Annotated in this window: 21 protein-coding genes; 6 read left to right on the top strand and 15 right to left on the bottom strand. The window is 53.9% G+C overall.

All coding sequences use genetic code 11. The features are described from left to right. Nucleotides 1-63: 63 nt before the first annotated feature. From SCD_RS14600 to SCD_RS14555, 10 genes are all read right to left on the bottom strand, one after another. Nucleotides 64-1,680 (bottom strand): XrtA system polysaccharide chain length determinant, encoded by a 1,617-nt coding sequence (locus SCD_RS14600; RefSeq protein ID WP_332370305.1) that lies wholly within the window; start codon nucleotides 1,678-1,680, stop codon nucleotides 64-66. A 125-nt stretch (nucleotides 1,681-1,805) separates the two neighbouring features. Next, on the bottom strand, nucleotides 1,806-2,444 hold the full coding sequence (locus SCD_RS14595) for an XrtA/PEP-CTERM system exopolysaccharide export protein (RefSeq protein WP_009207290.1): 639 nt from the start codon (nucleotides 2,442-2,444) through the stop codon (nucleotides 1,806-1,808). A gap of 424 nt (nucleotides 2,445-2,868) precedes the next feature. Next, a complete protein-coding gene (locus tag SCD_RS14590; protein WP_009207291.1) occupies nucleotides 2,869-3,993 on the bottom strand; it encodes a deoxyguanosinetriphosphate triphosphohydrolase in 1,125 nt (374 codons plus the stop codon). Beyond that, a complete protein-coding gene (gene aroB, locus SCD_RS14585) occupies nucleotides 3,986-5,074 on the bottom strand; it encodes a 3-dehydroquinate synthase (protein ID WP_009207292.1) in 1,089 nt (362 codons plus the stop codon). Before aroB ends, SCD_RS14590 begins: the two co-directional genes overlap by 8 nt. Nucleotides 5,075-5,089: 15 nt before the next feature. Further along, the gene (gene aroK, locus SCD_RS14580; RefSeq protein WP_009207293.1) at nucleotides 5,090-5,626 is read right to left on the bottom strand and encodes a shikimate kinase AroK; all 537 of its coding nucleotides are present in this window, start codon (nucleotides 5,624-5,626) and stop codon (nucleotides 5,090-5,092) included. 94 nt (nucleotides 5,627-5,720) lie between these two features. After that, nucleotides 5,721-7,862, bottom strand: a complete 2,142-nt coding sequence (gene pilQ / locus SCD_RS14575; RefSeq protein ID WP_009207294.1) for a type IV pilus secretin PilQ — start codon at nucleotides 7,860-7,862, stop codon at nucleotides 5,721-5,723. Nucleotides 7,863-7,876: 14 nt separating this feature from the next. Next, the gene (locus SCD_RS14570) at nucleotides 7,877-8,398 is read right to left on the bottom strand and encodes a pilus assembly protein PilP (protein WP_009207295.1); all 522 of its coding nucleotides are present in this window, start codon (nucleotides 8,396-8,398) and stop codon (nucleotides 7,877-7,879) included. After that, complete coding sequence (locus SCD_RS14565) at nucleotides 8,395-9,027, bottom strand: type IV pilus inner membrane component PilO (RefSeq protein ID WP_009207296.1); 633 nt, start codon at nucleotides 9,025-9,027, stop codon at nucleotides 8,395-8,397. The genes SCD_RS14570 and SCD_RS14565 overlap by 4 nt, the downstream gene beginning before the upstream one ends. Further along, entirely contained in the window at nucleotides 9,024-9,626 is a 603-nt protein-coding gene (locus SCD_RS14560; RefSeq protein ID WP_009207297.1) for a PilN domain-containing protein, read from the bottom strand. Before SCD_RS14560 ends, SCD_RS14565 begins: the two co-directional genes overlap by 4 nt. Beyond that, nucleotides 9,623-10,717 (bottom strand): pilus assembly protein PilM, encoded by a 1,095-nt coding sequence (locus SCD_RS14555; RefSeq protein WP_009207298.1) that lies wholly within the window; start codon nucleotides 10,715-10,717, stop codon nucleotides 9,623-9,625. The genes SCD_RS14560 and SCD_RS14555 overlap by 4 nt, the downstream gene beginning before the upstream one ends. Nucleotides 10,718-10,906: 189 nt before the next feature. On the opposite strand from SCD_RS14555, the gene SCD_RS14550 reads away from it, so the two are divergent. The 3 genes from SCD_RS14550 (at nucleotide 10,907) to SCD_RS14540 (ending at nucleotide 14,866) form a co-directional block, all read left to right on the top strand. After that, nucleotides 10,907-13,240, top strand: a complete 2,334-nt coding sequence (locus SCD_RS14550) for a penicillin-binding protein 1A (protein WP_009207299.1) — start codon at nucleotides 10,907-10,909, stop codon at nucleotides 13,238-13,240. Between the two features lie 22 nt (nucleotides 13,241-13,262). Beyond that, nucleotides 13,263-13,889, top strand: a complete 627-nt coding sequence (locus SCD_RS14545; protein ID WP_232504414.1) for a hypothetical protein — start codon at nucleotides 13,263-13,265, stop codon at nucleotides 13,887-13,889. Between the two features lie 203 nt (nucleotides 13,890-14,092). Beyond that, nucleotides 14,093-14,866, top strand: a complete 774-nt coding sequence (locus SCD_RS14540) for a flagellar brake protein (protein WP_009207301.1) — start codon at nucleotides 14,093-14,095, stop codon at nucleotides 14,864-14,866. 93 nt (nucleotides 14,867-14,959) lie between these two features. On the opposite strand, the gene hemB is transcribed toward SCD_RS14540, so the two are convergent. Both hemB and yihA read right to left on the bottom strand, forming a co-directional pair. After that, entirely contained in the window at nucleotides 14,960-15,973 is a 1,014-nt protein-coding gene (gene hemB, locus SCD_RS14535; protein WP_009207302.1) for a porphobilinogen synthase, read from the bottom strand. 270 nt (nucleotides 15,974-16,243) lie between these two features. After that, a complete protein-coding gene (gene yihA / locus SCD_RS14530; RefSeq protein WP_009207304.1) occupies nucleotides 16,244-16,870 on the bottom strand; it encodes a ribosome biogenesis GTP-binding protein YihA/YsxC in 627 nt (208 codons plus the stop codon). A 95-nt stretch (nucleotides 16,871-16,965) separates the two neighbouring features. Here yihA and SCD_RS14525 point away from each other — a divergent pair, with 95 nt between their 5' ends. From SCD_RS14525 to SCD_RS14515, 3 genes are all read left to right on the top strand, one after another. Continuing rightward, nucleotides 16,966-17,586 carry a c-type cytochrome gene (locus SCD_RS14525; protein ID WP_009207305.1) on the top strand — a complete coding sequence of 207 codons (621 nt, stop codon included), beginning with the start codon at nucleotides 16,966-16,968 and terminating at the stop codon, nucleotides 17,584-17,586. A 204-nt stretch (nucleotides 17,587-17,790) separates the two neighbouring features. After that, on the top strand, nucleotides 17,791-18,420 hold the full coding sequence (locus tag SCD_RS14520; protein WP_051338819.1) for a c-type cytochrome: 630 nt from the start codon (nucleotides 17,791-17,793) through the stop codon (nucleotides 18,418-18,420). Between the two features lie 96 nt (nucleotides 18,421-18,516). After that, on the top strand, nucleotides 18,517-19,230 hold the full coding sequence (locus SCD_RS14515; protein WP_009207307.1) for a c-type cytochrome: 714 nt from the start codon (nucleotides 18,517-18,519) through the stop codon (nucleotides 19,228-19,230). 13 nt (nucleotides 19,231-19,243) lie between these two features. Here SCD_RS14515 and SCD_RS14510 read toward each other — a convergent pair whose 3' ends face one another. The 3 genes from SCD_RS14510 to SCD_RS14500 all read right to left on the bottom strand — a co-directional run bounded on the left by SCD_RS14510 (nucleotide 19,244) and on the right by SCD_RS14500 (nucleotide 22,992). Then, nucleotides 19,244-20,404: a hypothetical protein gene (locus SCD_RS14510; RefSeq protein WP_009207308.1), complete on the bottom strand. Its 1,161-nt coding sequence runs from the start codon at nucleotides 20,402-20,404 to the stop codon at nucleotides 19,244-19,246. A 277-nt stretch (nucleotides 20,405-20,681) separates the two neighbouring features. Then, the gene (locus SCD_RS14505; protein WP_009207309.1) at nucleotides 20,682-21,935 is read right to left on the bottom strand and encodes a vWA domain-containing protein; all 1,254 of its coding nucleotides are present in this window, start codon (nucleotides 21,933-21,935) and stop codon (nucleotides 20,682-20,684) included. Nucleotides 21,936-21,945: 10 nt separating this feature from the next. After that, the gene (locus tag SCD_RS14500; protein WP_009207310.1) at nucleotides 21,946-22,992 is read right to left on the bottom strand and encodes an AAA family ATPase; all 1,047 of its coding nucleotides are present in this window, start codon (nucleotides 22,990-22,992) and stop codon (nucleotides 21,946-21,948) included. Nucleotides 22,993-23,114 lie beyond the last annotated feature (122 nt).

The raw sequence follows: 23,114 nt of genomic DNA, 5'->3' as shown, positions 1-23,114 counted from the left end.
GTTATGTTGGATGTCTTGTGGCCAGGAGTCTATCGGACTGACAGACTCCTAGGATGGTTGAACTCAAAATGGTGGCATGTTTTTGAGTGCCTTTGCCAAGAACGCGCCATATAAACCTAACAAAAATAGCAAAGAGAGGCCGAAGGCGTAAACGCCCTTTTTTCGCTTGATGATTTCCTGGTCCGTCCAAATCATGCTCACCGTGCCCAATACCGGGAAGCCGGTTATCTCTCGCAGGGTGCCCTGGCTCTGGAAGGTGGGCCGGATCAGGCTCATCAGCAACGCAGTCCCGATTCCGGCCAGCAGGGCGCCCAAAAATACCAGGGAGACCAGTCTGAAACGGTTCGGAGCGGTGGGGATTTGTGGAACCATTGGCGGATCAATAATCTTGAATGTCAAGAGTTCTGTAGTGGTGGCCATTTCGCCGGACATTTTTGCGCTTTCCCGGCGTTCAAGCAGTTTTTCGTAATTACCCTTGTTTACCTCATAGTCTCGGTTGAGCTGGGTGAACTCCGCTTCAACCTGGGGTATTGCATTGATCTGGGTCTTCAGGTGATTATAACGGGCAGAATATTCTGCCACGCGTGCCCTCATGGAGGCCACCCTGGCGTCGGCTTCCATGAGGGCAACATTGATTTGTTGCAGCATGGGACTATAGTTTTTCCCGGGGTCGGCACTGCGCTTGCTCAGCTTGGCCTCTTCCTTCTTGCGCTCTTCAAGTTGAGTAATCAGACGTTTGGTGGCAACGATGTCCGGGTGCCGTTCGGTAAAGTTCAGGCGAAGCGCGTCCAGATTCTTGTTCAGGGCCTGGATGCGACCGTCTATTTCAGGGTTTGAGTCCGCGACCGGGAGCTGATCTGCCATCGGTTCACCGTCAGTCATCTGTTTCTTGATGGAATTACGCGCATTCTCGGCTTCCCGCAATTCAAGTTGTGCCTGATTGAGGCTCTCAGCTGTTGTTGTCAGCTTTGCAAAATAATCCCCGCCTTCATGGGGCAACAGCCCAATGTTTTTCCGCTTGAATTCCTTCAGGGCATTTTCGGCGAGGACCAGCTTCTCCTCATAAGCTTTGATCTGCTGTTCGATGAAGTGAACCGCCGATGCCGAGTCCTGTTTCTTGTCTCCGAGACTGCCCTCGACAAAGATAGTCAGAAATGATTGGACCACGTCTTTAGCGAGTTTGGGATTTTCATTGCTGTACAAAATAGTATAGAGGTTATCCCGGCCAGTCGTGGCCATCGTGATCTCGTCCATCAGGCCTTTGATCTGCTGCTCCCGGTCCTTTGCCGTGCTGGCCTTGATGTCCAGATCTACCATGCGCAGGACCCTTTCTACGTTAGGGCGGCTGAACAGGGTGCGGCTCATGATTGAGACTTGCTGTTCCACGTTGGGAGAGGTTGTCATTCCCGACAGCAACGGCTTCAATATGCTTTGGGTGTCCACGTAAACTCTTGCCGAGGCCTCATAACGGTCAGGCAACTTGTACACCGTAATCCACCCTGCCAAGGCAACGACCCAAGCGGCTATCACCGCATACCAGCGATATTTCCATATCCCCTTCAAATGGGAAAGCAGCTGGGCCATCAGTTCTTGCATCTTGAAACTCCCCTTGCTTTTTTGTTTTTGCCTTGGTAATTCAGTAATAGATAAAGTATCTGTCCGTGGCATTTGTGCCGTCATTGAGCCTTGGAAGCCTGATGACAGATCGCTTACACGCCCTCCCAATCCGTAGCCTTACTTAATCGCCCATGTTTTGAAGCGAGGAGGGCAATGTCAAAGAATGGCCAGAGAAAGGGGCTTGGGAATTAAAAAAAGCTTTCAGGTATAACTAGGATATCTCCCGGACGCATGGGAACGTTGGCTGACATGTCACCATCCTTGATCAGGTCGTTCAGTCTGACGGCGAACTGCTGCTGTGTTCCGCTGATGCTGCGTATGACGCTGGCCCGGTTTCCAGCCGCAAAATCAGTGATTCCCCCTACTGCAATCAGAACATCCATCAGACTCATGTCCTTGCGGTACGGCAGCGCCTGCGGTTTTGCCGCTTGGCCAATGACCCGGATTTGCTCGTCGTATGGTCCGACAAAGCCGGTTACTATGACCGTTACAACCGGCTCCTGAATGTATTTGGCCAGAGCCTTCTCGATGTCTCGTGCCAGTTGGCTTGATGTCTTGCCGCTGGCCAGCAGGTCTTCCACCAGCGGAGTTGTGATTTTACCATCAGGTCGGACCGGCACCGTCATTGAGACCTCCGGGTTGCGCCACACGGTGATACTCAGGCTATCCCCGGGACCAACCAGGTAGTCATGCGTGGGAGGGGGGGTGTCTGCTGCAGAGATGGGTTGATGTGCCGTGCCCGTGCAACCGCCAAGGGCAAGAATGGAAAACGCAAAAGCAAGGCAAGCCAGCCATCTCGTAGTATTGGTGTGTTGTGGAGCATTCATTTGGATTACCTTTTTTAGGTTGTGAAAGGTGCGTTGGCAGCGCCAGGACAAAGTTTGATTTTCCGTAAAATTATGTTGGATTAAGGCTCTCGTCCAATGGAGGGTTTTCCCCATTGCCATGCATATAGGTATTCTACACATAGCAATCAATTTTACTCTAACACTTATGCAAAAATCATTTCCTGAGCCACGTCAATTAAGGGGGTACGATAAATAACGAACGGTGTCTCAGAACTCGTATAGGCACATGATTTCACAAGAACCAATGCGATGATATTTGCAAGGAGTTCGGATGCCAGCCTGGAACGCCAATTACAGCTTTAGACTAGATAACGTCACGAGGATTGTCAAGCTTGTATAACGGCCAGCAGAGCCGCTTTACCCCTATGCAATGATGAGTTGTGGAATTTTCTGGAATTGCTCCTCAAGTCTCTTCAATGGTGAACAGGCGCCGGTATTCCCGAATGGCGTAACGGTCGGTCATGCCAGCAATATAGTCGGCAATGGCGCGAGGCTTGTCCTGTTGAGCTTTTTCCTGGTATTGCGGCGGCAGGAGGCGAGCGTCGTCGAGAAAGGCCTGGAAGAGTTCTCGGATGATGCGCCGTGCTTTGCTGCTCATACGCATGACGCGGTAGTGGCGGTAAAGCTGAGTGCGCAGGAAACGCTTCAGTTCTTGCTGTTCCTCGCGGATGGCGGGGCTGAAGGCGATCAGGGGCGGCGCTTCGCGTACGTCATCTATGGATCTGGGCGCGGCGGCAGTGATGTTTTCTGTGCTTTGCATGATCAGGTCCAGTGCCAAGGTATTGATCATGCGGCGCACGGTTTCATGGATCAAGCGTCGGTCGGCCAAGTCGGGATAAAGGTCGCGCACTATTTTGAGGTGGCGGGCGAAAAGGCTGACTTCGGCCAGTTGTTCCAAAGTAATCAGGCCGGAGCGCAGGCCGTCATCGACATCGTGATTGTTGTAGGCAATTTCGTCGGCAAGATTGGCAACCTGGGCTTCAAGGGAGGGACGTTTGCCGTGCAGGAAGCGTTCGCCCACTTCGCTGAGCGTGGCGGCGTTTTGCGGGGAGCAGTGCTTGAGGATGCCCTCGCGGGTTTCGAAGGTCAGGTTAAGGCCATCGAATTCGGCATAGCGCTCTTCCAGCATATCCACTACGCGCAGAGACTGGAGGTTGTGTTCGAAGCCGCCGTAGTCCTTCATGCAGCCATTGAGTTCATCTTGGCCGGCGTGGCCGAAAGGAGTATGGCCGAGATCGTGGGCCAACGCGATGGCTTCCACCAGATCTTCGTCGAGTCGCAGGTTGCGAGCGATGGTACGTCCGATCTGTGCCACTTCCAGGCTGTGAGTCAGACGCGTGCGAAACAGGTCGCCTTCGTGGTTGACGAACACCTGGGTCTTATATTCGAGACGGCGAAAGGCGGTGGAATGAATGATGCGATCACGGTCGCGCTGAAATTCGCTGCGGCCGCCGGGTATCGGCTCAGGGAAGCGCCGCCCGCGAGAGGCTGCCGACAAGGCCGCGTAGGGGGCGAGGTTCTCAGACATGCTGAGCGGTTTCCCGTAGTGTTTCCCGCAGCGTCTGTTCCGTGACGTCTGCGGTGATCACCGCCGCGCCGATCGCTTTCAGTAGTACAAAGCGCATTCTGCCGTTTTCCACCTTTTTGTCTATCGCCATGTGTTCCAGATAGGCGTCCACTCCGAGGTCGGGCGCACTGACCGGCAGCCTGGCTCGCTCGAATAGCGCACGGATGCGGCTCACCTCGGCTTCGCTGATCCAGCCCAGTCGCTGCGACAGGCTTGCTGCTAGCATAGTGCCGGCCCCAACGGCTTCGCCGTGGAGCCAGTTGCCGTAACCCATCCCGGCTTCTATGGCGTGCCCGAAAGTGTGCCCCAGGTTGAGCAGGGCACGAACGCCGCCTTCGTGTTCATCCGCGATGACGACTTCCGCCTTATTCTCGCAGGAGCGTTTGATGGCATAAGCCAGCGCATCAGGGTCGCGCGTAAGCAGCGCGGGCATGTTTTGCTCCAGCCACTCGAAAAAAGGCAGGTCGCGGATCAGACCGTACTTGATCACTTCGGCCAGGCCGGCGGAGAGCTGTCGGTCATCCAGCGTGTCCAAAGTGGAAGTGTCGGCCAGCACCAGCTTGGGCTGGTAGAAGGCCCCGACCATGTTTTTCCCCAGCGGGTGGTTGATGCCGGTTTTCCCGCCCACCGAGGAATCCACCTGTGCCAACAAGGTGGTAGGAATCTGGATGAAAGGTACGCCACGCAGGTAGGTGGCGGCGGCAAAGCCGGTGAGATCACCGATGACGCCTCCGCCCAGAGCGATCAGGGTGGTCTTGCGCTCGCAATGGTGTGTCAGGAGTGCATCGTAGACTAGGTTCAGCGTCTCCGAGTTTTTGTATTCCTCCCCATCGGGCAGGATGATAGGCACGATATCCACGCCTTCCGCCGCCAGGGGCTTGCTCAGCGCATCCAGATACAGCGGCGCTACCGTGGTGTTGGTGACAATGGCAACCTGCTTGCGGGCCAGATGAGGAAGGATCAGTTCGGGGCGCGTCAGCAGGGCGGTGCCGATGTGGATCGGGTAAGTACGCTCGTTCAAATCTACGGTAAGGGTTTGCATGGGCTTTGTTTAATTTCAGTCAGTTTTTGAGGCGCCGGGGTTAAGCTGTTTCAGCCGTTCTTCAATCTGGTGAACCAGCGCATGGACGCTTTGTGATCCCGTGTCCACAATGATGTCCGCAATTTCAGAGTACAAAGGGTCGCGTTGCACAAAAAGCTCTTTCATTTTTGCCTGAGGATCGGAAGTTTGCAGCAGGGGACGGTTTTTGTCGTGACGGGTGCGTTGCCAAAGATCTTCCACCTTTGCGCGTAGGTAAATTACCGTACCATTGTTGCGGAGGTTGTCTCGATTTCGTTGGCTCAATATTGCGCCGCCCCCGGTCGCCAGCACGATATTATTTTGTCTGGTCAGTTCTTCGATAACCGCTGTTTCTCGGATTCGGAAACCGGCTTCTCCCTCCAACTCGAAAATCAGGGGAATATTGACCCCAGTGCGCTTTTCGATTTCATGATCGGAGTCGACAAACGGTCTGCTGAAGTGCCGGGCGATAAGCTTGCCTACGGTAGTTTTGCCGGCGCCCATCAGCCCGACTAAAAAAATATTGCCTGTCACTCGTTCCCTTTAAGGGTTGTCATCGTGACAGGCATTTTAGCGGAAAAAACAGTGTCTGGCCCAGCTAACGCACCAAACAAAGCTTTTCGATGCGTTATCTCAGGTTGAGGCTTTCCTTGAGAATCTTGGGCGTAACAAAAACAAGCAGTTCTCTCTTGTCGTCACGCTTGTCGGTATTTCGGAACATAAAACCGAGAACCGGAATATCACCGAGCAGTGGTACTTTGGTCACCGTGGTGGATTCCTCCTGGTTGAAGATGCCGCCGATGACCACGGTTCCGCCATTCTCAACCAGCACCTGCGTGGTAATCTGCTTGGTATTGATGGCCGGGCCCGCGACGGTGTCTACTCCCCGGCTGTCCTTGTTGACCTTCAGATCCATGATGATATTGTCGTCAGGCGTAATTTGCGGCTTCACTTTCAGGCTCAGCACGGCCTTCTTGAAGGATACACTGGTGGAGCCACTGCTGGAGGCTTGCAGGTAAGGGATTTCGGTGCCATCCTCGATGACGGCTTCTGACTGATCAGACGTGAGCACGCGTGGGTTGGAAATGATTTTCCCCTTGCCATCCGCTTGCAGTGCTGACAGTTCAAGATTCAGAAAGCGGGTAGCGTTCGATTGGAAGAGGATCATGGACAAGACCCCAGCTGTGCCGGATGAGCTTTTTGCAGGTAGGTTAACATTCATGCCTTGAGGGCTGTATGTCGGAATTGTTGCCGCCTGTCCAGTGCCATATCCAGGAGCTTCGAGCTGGCCGCCTACCATGGCTCTCTGGTTGGTTCCCGTGATGCTGCCGTGATCTTGAAAGCCTAATCTCGCCCCAAGCGCTCTGCTGAAAGTGTCGCTGGCCTCAACAATGCGCGCTTCTATCATCACTTGCCTGACCGGTATGTCGATCTGGTTGATCAGTTTGCGTACATCTTCCAGCTTGGCAGGGGTATCCTGGATAAAGAGCATGTTGGTACGAGGGTCCCAGACTGCGCTGCCGCGCTTGGAAAGGATTTTCTGCTTGTCGTCAGCAAGGATCTTCTGGAAGGACTCGGCCTTGGTGTATTTAAGCTGGAAGGTTTCCGTCCGCAACTGCTCCAGCTCAGAGATCTGCTGCTTTGCTTCCAGTTCCAGTTTTTCTTTGGTGGCAAGCTCCTCGCTGGGGGCAATCATGATGACATTGCCGGATTTGCGCATGCTTAACCCCGATTGCTTGAGGGTGATATCCAGTGCCTGATCCCAGGGGACATCTTTCAGGCGCAGGGTGGTAGAGCTTCTGACGGAATCGCTGATAACGACATTCATCTCGGCGAAATCTGCAAGCACGGCAAGCAAGGTGCGGGTTTCAATATTTTGGAAGTCGAGGGAAAGCTTCTCACCGCTGTAGCCGGCCTTTGTTCCTTGCACCAGTTTGCTAGAATCTTCAACAATCGGCTTGACGTCCAGAATGAATTGGTGGTCGGTTTGATAGGCGGAGTGTTCCCATAGCCCCTTGGGTTCGATCACTAAGCGCGCATTGTTACCATGACCGAACGTACTGACTGTTTGTACCGGCGTGCCGAAATCCACAACATCGAGCTTACGCTCCAGGTTGCGTGGGAGCGTGGTATTGATGAACTCTACTACGATAGATTTACCTTCAGTGCGGATATCAATGCCGGTATTTGCATCGGAAAGGTCGACAACGACCCGGCCTTCACCTCCTTTGCCACGGCGGAAGTCGACGTCTCGCAGAGCATGTTTTTGTGAGCCGGGGGGGGCTTCGGCAAATTTTGCACTCACATTAGAGGTGACTCCGGTAGATTCGGTGCCCTGTAGGGTGATCAAAAGGGTGTCTCCGGCAATCTTGGTTTCATAGCCGGCTGGCTTGGTTAGATTGATGACCAGCCGGGTGCGGCTACCCGCCTGAACAATATTCAGGTTGCGCAACACGCCTTCACCGATATTGATGGTATTTTTCCCCAATGTGTTGGCCGTATCCGGTAGATCCAGCGCAATTCGTGGTGGATTGTTGACGGCAAACCCGGCAGGCGGATTTTTCAGGGCATGTTTCAGCTTCAGAGTGATCAAAAATTTGCCATTTTGAAGGGCGGCATAGTCCACGCTTTCGATGCTGTTCTGTGGCATCTGGGCTGCTTCCGGACTGGTACTGCCAGGCTCGACAGCTGCGTGGCTATTGGCAATGAACAGGGTAGTCAGGCAGACGACCTGAATAAAACAGCGAATTGTCGATTTAATAATGTTCATGGCGGCCTCTATCTTTACTTTTGGCCTGGCGCACTGGCCAGATTAATGCTGGTGTTTTGCTCGATCCAATTTCCGGTGCTGTCCTGAACAACTTCTGTCATGATAATCTCGTTATCTGTGATTTTAGTGATCATGCCGAAATTTTGTCCCATGTGTTCACCAATTTTGACTCTATGCAGAGAGCCATCCGAGGTTCTTATCAGGCCATATCTGACCTTGTTTTGTTCCAGAAATCCGACCATCTTCAGGTTTTCAAGCGGATATTTCTCTAGTTCTTCCTTGTTGCGCTTGAGGTCAGGCTGGAGCCCGCCACCTTGACCTGGTTGTAATTTCCGTGGCTTGAAAGGGTCTGGCAAGTCGAATGCATGGTAGGCAAAGGATTCGTAAGGCTTGATTTCCGGCAAGGGCTCAATCTTGCCCCGTAGGCCTTCTCCAGACTCGTTGACGAATTGCTTCAAATCATCCAATCCATCCCCGCTACAGGCCGAAAGGGCGAGAATGGGCATAATGATTAAAAAAAGGTGGGTGGGCCTCACTTCTTGGCCTCCTTGGCAGATTTTCTCTGCGCCGCTTTCTGCGCCGCGAGCTCGTTCTCATCAAGGTAACGGTAGGTTTTTGCAACGGCGCTCATGGTCAATGTCTGGCCGCTGGGGGTGATATTGATTTCGTTTAAGGTGACGATGCGTGGTAGCCGCGAGACATCACTGGCAAAGGCTCCGAGGTCATGGTAATTGCCGGTTACGCGAATGGAAATGGGCCGCTCAGCATAAAATTCGCTTAAAATTTCATTGTTTGCGGGTCGAAACAGTTCAAACTCCAGTCCGCGCCCAAGGCCGGCTTGGTTGATGTCTGTCAGGAGCGCATCCATTTCAGCCTTGTTAGGTAACTGTTTGATCAGTGCACCGAAAGCCTGTTCCAGGTCTTTGAGCTGTCGGCGATATGTGTCCAGGTTGACGACCTGTTTTTTCTTCGAGATAAAGGTTTCGCGAAGTTGGGATTCCTTTTCTTTTGCGGCATCCAGGTCAGCAAGCTGGTTTTGCCAGTCGAACCAGTATCCGGCGAAAAGGATTAGTACGAACAGTCCGCACAGCGCAAGTACTTTCGGGATTATTGGCCAGTTGCCAATATCCTTCGGGTTGAGTTTTGTGAAATCGTCCAGATTCATGCTTTTTTATCCTTGGACTTGGCGCTACCCTCACCCTTGCCTTTGTCGGCAGCGGCCTCTGGCGGGGCAAGTTTGACGTTTAAGGAAAATTCGCTGGCACGCAGGTTGTTTATTGTGGCAGCTTTGACCTCGATCAAATTTGGGGACTGCAGCCAAGGGGATGCTTCCAGACTTCGCATCAATGTAGCCACCCTTGCATTGGATTGCGCATATCCTTGCAGGTTTATGCTATTGCCACTTTGCTTGACAGCTTTGAGGTACACCCCGTCAGGTAATTGGCGTACTAGTTGATCAAGCAGATAGACGACTGCGGAGCGATTGCTCTGTAGGGTTTCCACTACTTGCTTGCGAGCCAGCATGGCCTGCGTTTGTTCTTTAAGCACTTGAATTTCTGCAATCTGGTCGTCGAGTTTTTTGATTTCCGTTACTAGAAATGTATTACGTGCCTCCTGATTTTCTATCTGAGTACTCAGATAGGTATGAATCATAATTACAATCAACAGACCCAGTACCGATGCGGCGCCGGCCATAAAAGCAAGTTCACGCTGGCGTGCGGCTCGTTTTTGCTCGCGATGGGGTAACAGGTTGATGCGGATCATGATGGATCGAACCTTCGCATGGCAAGGCCACAGGCAATCAGCAATATCGGCGCGTCCTGCGCCAGTTGGCGGGGTTTGACGCGCGAAGAGATCGCCATGTTGGCAAAAGGGTTGGCAACGGAGGTGCGGACCTGGGTTCGTTGCGAAACAGCTTCATCCGCGCCCGGGATCATGGCGCATCCGCCGGCCAGCAAAATGTGGTCAACCCGGTTGAACTGGGTGGAAGAGAAGAAAAACTGCAATGATCGAGCCACTTCCAGCGCGAGCGAGTCTAAAAAAGGTTGAAGTACTTCGGGCTCATAATTTTCCGGCAGGCCACCGTTACGTTTTGCAATTTCGGCTTCTTCCGCCGACAGACTATAACGGCGCTGGATTTCTTGGGTTAGCTGATTTCCGCCAAAAGTTTGCTCGCGCATATAAACTGACTGGTTGTTGAGTAGTACGTTGACATGCATCATGGCGGAGCCAATGTCGATGATGGCAATGGTCTGATCATGCCCATTATTAGGCAGTTGCGGGGCAATCAGCTCGTAGGCCGTTTGGGTGGCGTAAGATTCCACATCCATGACCAGTGCTTTTAGGCCTGCTGATTCGATAGCGGCGACCCGGTCCTCAACTTTTTCCTTGCGCGATGCGGCGATTAAAACCTCGTCTTCCTCCGGATTATTTGGGACCGGGCCTAACACTTGAAAGTCCAGGTTTACCTCGTCCAGAGCGAATGGAATATACTGGTTGGCCTCGCTTTCCACCTGCATCTCGAGTTCGTTTTCACTTAGCCCGGCAGCGACAATAATTTTTTTTGTGATGACGGCTGCCGCTGGCAGAGCCAGAGAAACATTTTTGGTCCGTGTTCCCATTTGGCGCCAAGCATGTTTAATAGCTTCCGAAACCGCTTCGAGATTTGCGATGTTGCCGTCTGCAACGGCATCTTTTGCCAAGGGTTCAATAGCGTAGCGCTCGATACGGTACAAGCCCTTACCGGCGTCGCTGAGTTCAACCATCTTGACGGACGAAGTACTGATGTCAACGCCGATGAGGGGCGGAGACTTGGTCTGCAGAAAATCGAGATTCAAATTGAAGTCGAGCTGCAACGAATTTCCTTTTCAATATTGCCCGGTTAGGTGAGTTACGTATAATTTACATTAAATGCTAGCAACAAGTGCTGAACGTGTAAAGTATTTTTTTGGAATTTCTTTTGTCGGCCCAGACGCCTATAATCCTCCCCTTAAGTAATTTATGTCAATTGGTTCTGATATTAAATTAAAGTAAGAAAGAGTTTAATGAGTTCACGTTGGTGGCGATATCCGCTGTTGGCCTTTTTGGCTTTAGGTTTTGTTTTTTCTGCCGCAATCATGCTGGCGGGAATTTTGGCTTACCCTGACCTCCCCTCACTGGAGGTGCTGACCGATTACCGGCCCAAAATCCCTCTGCGCGTTTATACGACGGAGGGTGCGTTAATTGGCGAGTTTGGCGAGGAGCGGCGTGCGCTAATCAAGATTGGGGATGTGCCCAAGCCGATGAAGCTGGCGATTCTTGCTGCTGAGGACGACCGGTTCTATAGTCATGGCGGGATAGATTACATGGGGGTGCTGCGCGCCGCCCTGGCTAATCTGACCGCTGGCGGCGCACGGGAAGGTGCGAGCACGATTACGATGCAGGTGGCGCGGAATTTTTTCCTGTCCGGAGAGAAAACGCTGACACGCAAATTTAGCGAAGTACTCCTGGCACTGAAAATTGAACATTATTTGTCCAAGGATCAGATTCTCGAACTGTACGTCAACCAGATTTATCTGGGACAGCGTGCTTACGGTTTCTCCGCCGCTGCCCAGACTTACTTTGGGCGCCCGCTTGAAAGATTGACCGTGGCAGAGGCAGCGATGCTGGCTGGACTCCCGAAAGCGCCCTCGCGCTACAATCCTGTGGTGAACCCGAAGCGGGCAAAAATTCGGCAGCATTATGTCCTGCGCCGTATGCATGATCTCAAATACATTACTGATGCGGAATATCAGGCCGCTCTGGCACAACCTCTGGCGGTAAAGCGTGAGGTGCATAATGTAGAGGTCAATGCGGATTATGTGGCGGAAATGGTCAGGCAGGCGATGTTCGAGCGCTATCAGGAGGCGATTTACAGCAGCGGCATGAAAGTTTACACCACGCTGCGTAAGGTTGATCAAGAGGCTGCCAATCAGGCGTTGCGTCAGGGCGTGCTGGATTATGATCGCCGCCATGGCTACCGTGGGCCGGAGAGTTTTGTTGATCTGCCTGTTAGGGCGGCAAATCTTGAAGAACTGTTGGAAGACGCTTTGGCGGATGCGGATACAAGTAATGGCCTGGTGCCCGCGATCGTTCTGGAGGCGAGTCTGAAGCAGGTAAAATGCTATATTAAGGGCGGCGAAACTGTCCAGATTAGCAACGAAGGTCTGAAGTTCGTACTTAAAACCCTGAGTGATAATGCCAGCCCGAAAACTCGACTGCGCCGAGGTGCGCTGATTCGCGTCCAGAAGGATGACAAGTCAGGGTGGCAGATTTTACAACGGCCGCAAATCGAGTCGGCGCTGGTCTCGGTAGTGCCTCAGGACGGTGCGATTCGTGCTCTGGTCGGAGGGTTCGATTTTAATCGCAGCAAATTCAACCACGTCATGCAGGCATGGCGTCAGCCGGGTTCGAGCTTCAAGCCGTTCATTTACTCGGCGGCGCTGGAAAAAGGCTTGACTGCCGCAACCGTGATCAATGATGCCCCCATCGTTGTGGATGCTGCCCAAACCGGGGGCCAGGTCTGGGAGCCAAAAAATTACGAGAATGATTATGATGGCCCGATGCGTTTGCGCACCGCCCTGACCAAGTCGAAGAACCTGGTTTCTATCCGTGTGCTGCAGTCTATCGGCCCATCGTACGCACAGGATTACATCACCCGTTTCGGCTTCTCGCCTGAGCAGCACCCCCCCTACCTGACTATGGCACTGGGTGCGGGATCGGTAACTCCTATGCAAATGGCCGCGGCTTACTCGGTGTTTGCTAACGGGGGCTACCGTACGCAGCCTTATTTGATAGACCGGATTGTCGATGCACGCGGCACCCTGCTGGTGCAGGCCAAACCCAAGCGTGCGGGCGATGACGCCGAGCGTGTGATCGATGCACGGAATGCTTTTATCATGACTTCCATCATGCGCGATGTGGTCCGTTTTGGTACCGGGGCGCGCGCCATGCAACTGAAGCGCCAGGATCTCGCCGGAAAGACCGGAACTACTAATGACCAGGTGGATGCCTGGTTTACAGGTTTCAACCCGGGACTGGTGGCGATTGCCTGGATTGGCTTTGATCAGCCTCGTTCCATGGGCGGATCAGAAACGGGCGCTCAGGCTGCGCTGCCGATCTGGATGGGTTATATGGGCAAGGTGTTGAAAGGTGTGCCGGAAGTAGATCTGGTCATTCCGGAAGGTGTAGCGACAGTCAAGATCAACCCGCAAAGTGGACATCGTGTTCCCGATGGAAGTGAGGGGATTCTAGAATATTTTTATCAGGAAAATGTTCCGGCCGAACAGACCGGATTTTTCGAAGGCCTCTTTGGCGGTGGCGGAAAATCCGCAGAAGAGGTTAAGGATCAATTGTTCTGAAATGTCGGGACGGGATAATGACTTGGGTGAAAAGCCCGCGCAGATGCATCGAGAGAGAGAAAAATCCGCGAACCTCCGTATGCGTGAGCGAATCGCGCACCAAGCGGCCCGCATTATTGCGGAGGATGGTCTTCAGAATTATGCCTTGGCCAAGCATAAGGCCGCTCGCCAGATAGGTGCGCCGGACACACACAACCTGCCCGATAATGAAGAAGTTGAGCGGGCCTTAAGGGATTATCAGGCGCTTTACCAGCGGGGTGAGCAAAGTGCGCGTTTAAGCCAGTTGCGGCAGCAGGCATTGGATGCGATGCGCCTGCTGGGGCAGTTTAACCCGTACCTTACTGGTTCTGTTTTGAAAGGCACGGCAACCCGCTACTCGGACATTAACCTGCAGTTATTCACAGATAGCGCCAAGGAGGTAGAGTTGTTTCTTCTGGCTCGGCAGGTGTCCTATAAAAGTGGAGAAAAGCGCCTCTATTTTGGGAGCGAAGAGCGCGCCCTTCCAGTCTTCACTTTGCTGGATGGCTCCGCAGAAATTAATATTACGGTATTTGCTGCAGAGGATATACGCCAAATTCCGCGTGGTCCTTCTGAAAAAAATGCGCGCGCGCACGTCAGGCAGGTCGAGGCATTGCTTGAAGAAGGATAATGCCCTTATACTTTGCATGCACATTCTTGCCTAAGGCGCATAAAAAAGGATCTTGCGTTTTTGTTTTCTAAATAGTTTTAGAGACCCCACTTTTTAATGACCCCTCTGTTGTCTTTCTGCTCTGTCTCTTTCCATAATAACTTATGGGTAATCCTTGCTGGATGTCAGCATGACATTCTTTCCGCAGTTACTGGCGGGGCAGCATGGTAACCCCTGCCGAAAATTCATCCCAAGGCTTATCGGTTGCCAACGAAGACGACGCCAGTAGTTTTACGGTAAGTTGGAAGAAAGAGATTGTCTATATTCTTCGCGCAGTGATGGAAAAAACTGAGTTGGTAACCATCTATTTTAACCGTGGTGAAAATTTCATACTGACATCCATCATTGATATAGACCCTGACGAGGAGCGGGTTTTTCTGGATTTGGGTGCGAACGAAGCGCTCAACGAAAAAATTCTCGATAGCGGTAAAATAATTTTTGTTACGGCCCAAGAGAAGGTCAAAGTTCAGTTTGTCGCCAACTGGATAGAAAAAACTCGGCTCGAAGGCCGTGATGTGTTCATGACAGAGCTTCCCAAGTCGTTGATAAAGTTGCAGCGGCGGGAATATTATCGGGTGACGACGCCTATTGTTAATCCATTGAAATGTATTGTGTTAATGGACGACAAGCGTAAGGTTGAAATGGCAGTTGCAGACATTAGCATCGGCGGCGTAGGCGTTGTTCTCCCGCCGGAAGGTGCTGTAGTGGAACCCGGGATGGTATTTAATGGATGCAACCTGATTTTGCCGGAAATCGGCAATATTGTGGCGACCATGGAAATACGGAACGTGTTCGAAGTGACTTTAAGAAACGGGTTGAAAACCAAACGGGCAGGTTGTCAGTTTATCAACTTGTCGGCCCATACACAGTCCATGATTCAACGCTATATTATCAAAATGGAGCGTGAGAGACGGGCTATGGAACGGGACCGTCAATAGCCCTTGGGTTACTTAACCGGTCATAATGATGTCAAAATTCGACAAGAATTTTGAGTTGAAATGGACCATGTTCGGTGATTCGAACGTTGCCCATCATTCCATTTTGCTTTCCATGAGCCAGTTCGCCGCATCCAACGCAAAATAGGTCAATATTCCATCCGCGCCGGCGCGCTTGAACCCCAGCAAGGCTTCCAGCACGCATGCTTTCTCATTTAGCCAGCCATTCTGGGCGGCCGCTTTGAGCATTGCGTATTCGCCGCTAACCTGGTAAACAAACGTAGGCGCCTGGTAGGTGTCCTTGATGCGTCGAACGATGTCGAGATAGGGCATGCCAGGTTTGATCATGACCATATCGGCCCCCTCTTCGAGGTCCAGCCCCACTTCCCACAGGGCTTCATCGCTGTTGGCTGGATCCATCTGGTAGGTATATTTGTTGCCCGCCCCCAGATTGGCGGAGGAGCCGACCGCATCGCGGAATGGTCCGTAAAAGCTCGATGCGTACTTGGCGGAATAAGCCAGAATTCGGGTGTGGATGTGATTCTGACTATCGAGCGCATTGCGTATTGCGCCGATGCGTCCGTCCATCATGTCAGAAGGGGCAACCACATCGGCGCCGGCCTCGGCATGAGTAAGAGCCTGTTTTACCAATACCGCTACGGTCTCGTCATTCAAAACATAGCCGTTGCTGTCGATCAGCCCGTCCTGGCCGTGGATGGTGTAGGGGTCCAGCGCAATGTCGGTGATGATGCCTAATTCCGGAAAACGTTGCTTCAGTGCTCGCACCACTCGGGGTACCAGGCCTTCCGGGTTATAAGCTTCGGCTGCATCCAGACTTTTGAGGGGCAGATCGATCACCGGGAAAATCGCCAGGGCAGGTATTCCGAGTTTGACGCATTCTTCCGCCTGATGAAGAAGCTTGTCCAGGGTTTGCCTGATGACTCCAGGCATGGAGGCAACCTGTTCACTACGGTTATTGCCGTCCAGTACAAATACCGGGTAAATAAGGTCGGCTGGCGTCAGTAGCGTTTCGCGCATCAGGCGACGGGAAAACTCGTCGTGCCGCATGCGGCGCATGCGTTTATGTGGATATTTGCCCAGAGCGTGCATACCAAGTCCTGTGTAGATGGAGTCCGCGAATTGCGCGGCCTCATTAAGGGTGTGTCAGTGCAGTGTTTCGGGGATGCTGAAATCGATGTTAAGCGCGGAACTTTTGCTGGTCATGCCACTCTGAACAAGCGGACGATAACCCTTTCGTCCCCCGCTTTCCTCCCTGAGCGGGTGCCTTAACCCTTGTTAAGGCGTTTCATCCCCCCGGGTTTACTCCCCTTTACCCGGGGTTTTTTTGTTTTCTAAAGATATCAATGTCGCCAGATTGCGTCAATGCGCAACAATGGCCCCCATATCCTCTTGGGGAGCAGACAACCATTTTCCTATCATTGCTTCCGCCTCATCGAGGCCGACCCGTTTCAAACTGGAAAAAAGTTGAACCGTGCAGTTTGGGTAAGTTCGCTCGAGCTCGGTCCGAACTGCGCGTAGAGTGGATGTGGCTTGCTGCTTGCTAAGCTTGTCCGCCTTGGTGAGCAGGACGTGTACCGGCTTGCAGGTGGGGATAAACCAGTTGAGCATTTGGTGATCCAGCGGGGTGAGCGGATGACGGGCATCCATGATCAGCACCAGACCGTACAGAGATTCCCGCTCCATCAGGTAGCGGCTCAACACACTTTGCCAATGCACGCGCATGGCCTCAGGCACCTTAGCGTAGCCGTAGCCGGGAAGATCAACCAGAAAGCGGTCGTTACCAAGGCTGAAAAAATTGATCAACTGGGTGCGCCCCGGTGTTTTGCTGACGAATGCGAGACGATTGCGATTGGCCAGCGTGTTGATTGCGCTGGATTTTCCTGAGTTGGAGCGGCCCGCGAATGCAATCTCTATACCGCTGGGGGGTGGCAGGTCGGTAAGCTTGTCCGCCGAGATAAAAAACTGTGCTTCTTGAAATAATGCCATATTCTTCCTTTTTCAGTCTGGCATGATAAGGCAAATTTGGTATAGAATGCGAAGTTATTTTTAGCAAATTCATACAACGGTTTAAGGAGCAGGCGATGAAACAAGCCATGGTGGTGGCAGCGGTTGTCGGGTTGATGGCCGCATCAGGGGTAAACGCGGAAGTGGTAAGCAAGGCTGACCCGGCGAAGGCTCAGCAGATCGTCAATACAGTCTGCGTTGCGTGTCATGGTGCGGATGGCAATAGTCCGGCGCCAGCCAATCCGAAGCTGGCATCCCAGCACCCTGATTATCTTAACAAGCAGCTGACCAACTTCAAATCGGGCGAACGTAAGAGTGCAATCATGGCGGGCATGGCCGCGGCCCTTACACCGGAGGACATGAAGAATCTGGCAGCTTATTTTGGCGGACAAAAACAGGCGCCGGCCGCCGCTCAGGACAAGGTGCTTGCTGCGCAAGGTGAAAAAATCTATCGGGGTGGAGTCGCAGAGATGGGCGTGCCGGCCTGTAGTGGTTGCCACGGCCCTACCGGTTCCGGTATCCCGGCGATGTTCCCCCGCTTGGCTGGGCAGCACGGCGAATATATTGAAACCCAGTTGAAGAATTTCCGCATCAGCGAGCGTGCCAACGACCCTGGTAAGATGATGCAGATGGTCGCCATGAAAATGTCCGACAAGGATATGAAAGCGGTGGCGGAATATATTTCCGGGCTGCATTGATTCTCTGAATCAAACTCAGGTGGGTAAAAAGGGTGGCGCAAGTCACCCTTTTTTTATTCGTAGAGTCCCTGCAAAAGCATTACGCACCTGTTTTCCACGGCCCTTTATGAGCCGTTGAGTTCAATGCATTGTTTTAAGGTAAAATAAAAATTAATACTTCCTGATGCGTAGAAGTGTTGCAGCGGATTTTAGGGAGAATTGAACGTGAAAAAATTTGTAATTCTCGCAGTGATGGTTGGATTAACTGCCACTTGGGGGGCCGTGGCAGCCCCCCCCAAGGGTGACCCGGATAAGGGCAAGCTGATAGCCTCCCAGGTTTGTCTGGCTTGTCATGGCATCGATGGCAACGGCACAGAGCCGACCAACCCTGAATTTCCCAAGCTGGCGGGCAAGCAGCCCGAATATCTCCTCAAGCAGCTCAAGGATTACAAGTCAGGCAAGCGTAAGAACGAGATCATGGCCGCCATGGTGGCGAGCCTGACACCCGATGACATGGCCAACCTTGCGCTCTATTTTGCTGGCCAGAAAGCTAAGCCTGGCGTGGTCAAAAACTCGGCCCTGCTGGCTCAGGGGAAAAAGATTTTCATGGATGGCAACCCTGAAGCCGGCGTACCGGCCTGCGCTGGATGCCACGAGGCAGATGCCTCCGGCTATGCTTTTTTCCCCCACCTTGCCGGACAGCATGCCGAGTACACTTTGTTGCAGCTGAAGCGTTTCAATAGCGGCGAGCGCGATAACGACAAGGGACTGGCGATGCAGTCCGTTACAGTGAAAATGACGGAGCAGGAAATGAGGGCCGTAGCGGAGTATCTTGCGGGCATTCAATTAAAATAAGCGGAACTCTTTCCAATACCCACAATGGTGTGTCGCTTACCCTGTGCGCCAATGTCTGGCCGCATGGGACATTAATCGTAGACAAGGAAACCGATAATGAAAAAACTTTGCTTCCTGGCGCTGGCCTTGGCTTTGGTGCAGACATTGCCTGCTTTGGCCGGGGCGCCCCAGCAACCCAAGGCACCGGGAATCGAATCCAAGGACTATGTCTGGAATGAACCCGTAGGTGAAAAGGCTGAAATTCTCAAGCTGAAAGGCGACGCTGAACGCGGCCGCATTGCCTACCGAGTTTGCCAGGGCTGTCACAAGCCGGACGGCGCCGGGCTAAGGGACGGAACTTACCCGCAGTTGGCGGGTCAGCATGCCACTGTGCTGATCAAGCAGATGGCCGACGTGCGCGATGGCCGCAGGGAAAACCCGAAGATGTTCCCGTTCGCCGGCAAGCACATTATCGATATGCAGGAAATCGCCGATGTTGCTGTTTACCTGCAGAACATGAAAATTCCGCATGACAACGGCAAAGGTCCGGGCACCAGTCTGGCGCGCGGCAAGGAACTGTACAAAAGCGACTGCCACGACTGCCATGGCGAAAACGGTGAGGGCAACGAGAAGAAGTTTTACCCTGTTCTGGCGGGGCAGCATTACAAATACATGTTGCGCCAGATCATGAATATTCGCGATGGCAAACGCGGGAACGCCAACCCTAAGATGGTGAAGGTAGTACAGAATTTCAACGATGCAGACATGGAAGCGGTGGTGGACTATATGTCCCGGCTTTCCATGCCTGAGCGCAGTGCTGTAAGGAAGTGATGTATTCCCGGAATTAGCGCCGCCGCCTCGGGGTGGTGGCTGTGAATGGCCGCCCCCTGAGCGTGGCAAACAGATGCAGGATAGGAGTGATAACCGGCTCCAGTTTTTTGCGCATCAAGGTGCCAGAGGCGGTGGTTAGTGCCAGCACCGGTGTCGCCGTTTCCGCGCCCATGCATGCTAGTGCGATCATCGCCCGTATTTCTCCTGCCAACTCCGGCACTGCATTGAGCAGTTCCCGTACTTCCACTGGCTGCTCGTTGCTGGCGCAGACTGCTTCAGCGTGGGCAAGGGCAGCCTCGACTGAGCGTCTACAGGCGCCGGTCCCCGACCTTACCGCAGAAAAATAGGCCGCTATCGCATTCAGCAGGGCGATTATCACATCCTGGTTTTCCGGGCGGCGCAACACTTCTTCGCTGGTCTGAAGGAAGGCTTGGCCCGGCCCGGATAGCAATCGTTCCAGCTGGCGGGCGTAAGGATTGCCCTGTCCGATTAGAGGTGTCAGCTTTGCCCGCTGGGTTTCCCAATCAGCGCGTGGAGCGTGCTGTTCTGGCAGATCGTCCGGCATGCACTCGAAAAAGCCGAGGTAGTAGGCATTGTCGTAGGTAGCCTTTTTCCACAGACGCTGTCGGGCTGACGCGTCGGTCAACCCGGGCTGGAGCACGATCCGCACAGTGTCCATGATGATATGGGGTTCGCTTTCGAAGGGCAGATGTTCGATCAGGTAATCGGCTAGAATTTTGCCCATTTGCCCTTGTACGACGCATTCCCTCTCCAGCATGCGTCGGGCGTTGTCGGCGGTCGGCATGGCCCACCAGGCGCAACGCGCCAATTCGTCGGTGAGGCCATTGGAATAGGCGACCGAGACCACCGCCTCGGGTTCTCCGAGCAACAACAGACGGTCAAGTCCCTTGTCGCGAGCTTGTCCCATGCGCGTCCAGCGTTGTATATAGACCGGATAGCCACCAGGCGAGCCGATGGCGTGGCCCGCAAGAAGTTCGCGCACCCGGCGCAGGTACTGGTCGCTACGCCCAGTCGGATGCAATTTGACCGCTGCTTCGCCGCGCGGGGACAAACCGAGAACCGTCATGTTGGCTTCATCAATGCGGATTGCCTGGATTTCTCCGGCGAGCAGTACGTTGAGACGCAGAGCGTCTTCGGGAGTGAGTTCGGACATGGGTAGGCTAGGGCGTGTTAACATTAATTTCGCGTCTGCGACGGGGGCGATTTGGGATGCAGCCCGCGAAGCAAGACACGACGTGGTGCAAGCCACCACAAGTGGCTTGCGACAAAGGGGGGCGCCCAAATCGCCCCCGTCCCGTAGGGTTGCTGCGAGAAAAGCGCGTCTGCGTCGTTGCAAGGCTTGCGAATGGAACAACCATTCGCCGCGCCTCGCGCCTAGCATCCATCGCTTTCTCGCAGCAACGCAGGTGTGAAATTAGTGTTAACACGCCCTAGTTCAGTTGAATACGTTGTCCCCACGGCACCGGCGCCTTGCCTTTGACTAGCCAGATGACGGGGTAATGAGGTTCAGATGGAGGGAAGTCTCCCTCGGCATCGGTAAAATAGAGCAACATGTCGGGAGATCTTCCCTGTTGCTCGACCCATTCGAATACTGGCCGGAAGTCGGTGCCGCCACCACCCTTGAATTCCTTGGGCAGCTTGAACTCCTCCCAAGGTTCGAAGACCCACGGCCCTCCTTCGGCCAGAGCAGTATCGCAGGCATGCAGGGTGAGCCGGGCACGTAACTGACCTTTGAGCGTGTTGATTTCGGCCAGAAAATCGTTCAGTTCCGTGCTGCTGACCGAGCCGCTGGTGTCGAGTGCGACCACGATATCAGCCTGGGAACTCCTCAGGGAGGGCAGGATCATCTGTCCCTCGCGGCGCGAAGGGCGCATATAGCTGTAATCATCCCGGGCAACCTGGGTCATGTAGCGAGCCAGCAGCATGCGCCAGGGGAGCTTCGGTTGCAACAGTTCGCCCACCATGCGCGCCAGCAACCCGCCCAGTTTGCCCGCCTGCTGCGCCTGCTGGGCAGCGCCGGCGAGTCGCTGCTGCCATTGCGCACTCAGCTCTTCGCGCTCTGCTGCGGTCAGCGGCTTGGGCTGGGGTGCGCCTCCCGACTGATCATCCTTCTGTTGGCCCTGCGAACTGCCGCCGGACTGGGATTGGTTTTGCTGGTCGGATTGCTGGTTCTGGCCACCCTCGCTCTGCTCGTCCCCCTTTTGCTGGCCGCTGCTGGTCGGGTCTATGTCCTCGCCGTCATAGATGTGCTGATCCATCGGCTCATCGGTGTTGTTCTCATCGATGCAGGGGTAGATCTCTTCTGCCGTCATGCCTTCGTAAAGATCAAGGACCAGGGCGCCGGGCGGTGCCTTGAGGCCGTCCTTGATCAGCAAGGGGTTGATGGCGAAGTCGCAGGCGATGTCCCAACGTTGTTTGATGCGATGCTGGCGCCGCGCGAAATGGGACAGTGCGCAGTGCAGCGCCTCGTGCGCAAGCACGAACTGGGTTTCGTCCAGGGTCAGCGCCGCGATATATTCCGGGTTGTAATAGAAATTGCGGGCATCCGTGGCAGTGGTGCGGCACCATTTCGGGTTGGCGGCGATCATCGGCAGGCGCAGGGCGAGGGCGCCGATGAAAGGTTTGTCCAGGATCAGCCGGGTGCGGGCGGCCGCCAGCTTGGTTTCTAGATCTCCTTCCGCCATGATGGCTGCCTTACATTTCGTACAGCATCAGGTCGGCGACGGCGTTCGCCCACTTGGAGAACTGCGGTACATCGAACAGGTTCTGGCCGATGGCGCGGTGCATGTCTGACACCAGCATGATGCCCATTTCCTTGAGCGGGAAACGGCTGGCGTAGTCGAGGATGTGGCCATAAATATTGCGGGCCTCGGTGCTGCCTTTGGCGCGAATGGCGCGCCCCACCAAGGCCGAAGCGACAGCGTATTGAAGATCAATTTCCCGCGGTACGGCGACTTCCTCTCCGCGCAGGATCGCATCCAGGTTCGGCATGCGGTCGAGGTTCTCGATGAAGGCGTTAAGTTCAAGGCCGGCAGCCGGGCCGACGCAAGCCTGCAAAGTGGGCAGCAATAACTCCGGGTGATCACCGAATTTTTGCAGTGCGCGGTGGGAAAATTCCCACGAACGCGGGCTGGGGAAGGCGACAGGGTTGTGCGCCGGGTCAAAATCAAACAGCAATTCGGGACGGAAGCGCAGAAAGCCGATCAGGCGCTCGTCGATGTTGTTTGCGTAGGCCCAGGCTACCCAGTCATCGAGATTAGCTTCGACCTCGAAATGAGAAAAGCGGTTGGCCAGCGGTGCAGGCATAGTATAGGTGACGCCGCGGTCGCCCTGACGGTTGCCGGCAGCGAAGATCGCCCAGCCTTCCGGAATTTGATAGGCGCCCAGGCGTCGATCGAGAATCAGCTGGTAGGCCGCCGCAGAAACACTGGGCGGGGCCGAGGTGATCTCATCCAGGAACAAGATGCCTTGAGGGCCATGTTTTTTGGCATCTGGCAGCATCGAGGGGATGGCCCATTCAACACGATCCTCGATGCGAAACGGGATGCCGCGCAGGTCAGTGGGTTCCATTTGGGAAAGGCGGATATCTATCATCGGCACGCTGTGGCGTGCTGCAACCTGGGCGATGATCTGGGATTTTCCCACGCCAGGTGGGCCCCATAGCATGACAGGTGTGTGATGACCTTCCTGAGCGCTCAGAAATTCGCGATCCAGGATGGTGGAGAGTTGGGCCGGCCGCATGGTGCATTCCTCAATTTAGACTAAGTTTAATTATATCGGAGTTCAGGGGCAAAATACCACATCCAGATAGGCTATGTGTGGTTTGAGGGGGTTGCCTTCAAGGGGGTACGCCACAATCCAAG

This window comes from Sulfuricella denitrificans skB26 (assembly GCF_000297055.2).
GTDB classification, from domain to species: domain Bacteria; phylum Pseudomonadota; class Gammaproteobacteria; order Burkholderiales; family Sulfuricellaceae; genus Sulfuricella; species Sulfuricella denitrificans.
This window is presented reverse-complemented; position numbering and strand designations above follow the sequence as displayed.

What these genes read in the sequence shown, in the direction of transcription:
- SCD_RS14600 (WP_332370305.1), bottom strand. Translation starts at nt 1,680, where the DNA reads ATGACGGCACAAATGCCACGGACAGATACTTTATCTATTACTGAATTA.
- SCD_RS14540 (WP_009207301.1), top strand. Translation starts at nt 14,093, where the DNA reads ATGGTAACCCCTGCCGAAAATTCATCCCAAGGCTTATCGGTTGCCAAC.
- SCD_RS14590 (WP_009207291.1), bottom strand. Translation starts at nt 3,993, where the DNA reads ATGTCTGAGAACCTCGCCCCCTACGCGGCCTTGTCGGCAGCCTCTCGC.
- yihA (WP_009207304.1), bottom strand. Translation starts at nt 16,870, where the DNA reads ATGGCATTATTTCAAGAAGCACAGTTTTTTATCTCGGCGGACAAGCTT.
- SCD_RS14560 (WP_009207297.1), bottom strand. Translation starts at nt 9,626, where the DNA reads ATGATCCGCATCAACCTGTTACCCCATCGCGAGCAAAAACGAGCCGCA.
- SCD_RS14525 (WP_009207305.1), top strand. Translation starts at nt 16,966, where the DNA reads ATGAAACAAGCCATGGTGGTGGCAGCGGTTGTCGGGTTGATGGCCGCA.
- SCD_RS14565 (WP_009207296.1), bottom strand. Translation starts at nt 9,027, where the DNA reads ATGAATCTGGACGATTTCACAAAACTCAACCCGAAGGATATTGGCAAC.
- pilQ (WP_009207294.1), bottom strand. Translation starts at nt 7,862, where the DNA reads ATGAACATTATTAAATCGACAATTCGCTGTTTTATTCAGGTCGTCTGC.
- SCD_RS14505 (WP_009207309.1), bottom strand. Translation starts at nt 21,935, where the DNA reads ATGGCGGAAGGAGATCTAGAAACCAAGCTGGCGGCCGCCCGCACCCGG.
- SCD_RS14515 (WP_009207307.1), top strand. Translation starts at nt 18,517, where the DNA reads ATGAAAAAACTTTGCTTCCTGGCGCTGGCCTTGGCTTTGGTGCAGACA.
- SCD_RS14500 (WP_009207310.1), bottom strand. Translation starts at nt 22,992, where the DNA reads ATGCGGCCGGCCCAACTCTCCACCATCCTGGATCGCGAATTTCTGAGC.
- hemB (WP_009207302.1), bottom strand. Translation starts at nt 15,973, where the DNA reads ATGCACGCTCTGGGCAAATATCCACATAAACGCATGCGCCGCATGCGG.
- aroB (WP_009207292.1), bottom strand. Translation starts at nt 5,074, where the DNA reads ATGCAAACCCTTACCGTAGATTTGAACGAGCGTACTTACCCGATCCAC.
- SCD_RS14595 (WP_009207290.1), bottom strand. Translation starts at nt 2,444, where the DNA reads ATGAATGCTCCACAACACACCAATACTACGAGATGGCTGGCTTGCCTT.
- SCD_RS14550 (WP_009207299.1), top strand. Translation starts at nt 10,907, where the DNA reads ATGAGTTCACGTTGGTGGCGATATCCGCTGTTGGCCTTTTTGGCTTTA.
- SCD_RS14510 (WP_009207308.1), bottom strand. Translation starts at nt 20,404, where the DNA reads ATGTCCGAACTCACTCCCGAAGACGCTCTGCGTCTCAACGTACTGCTC.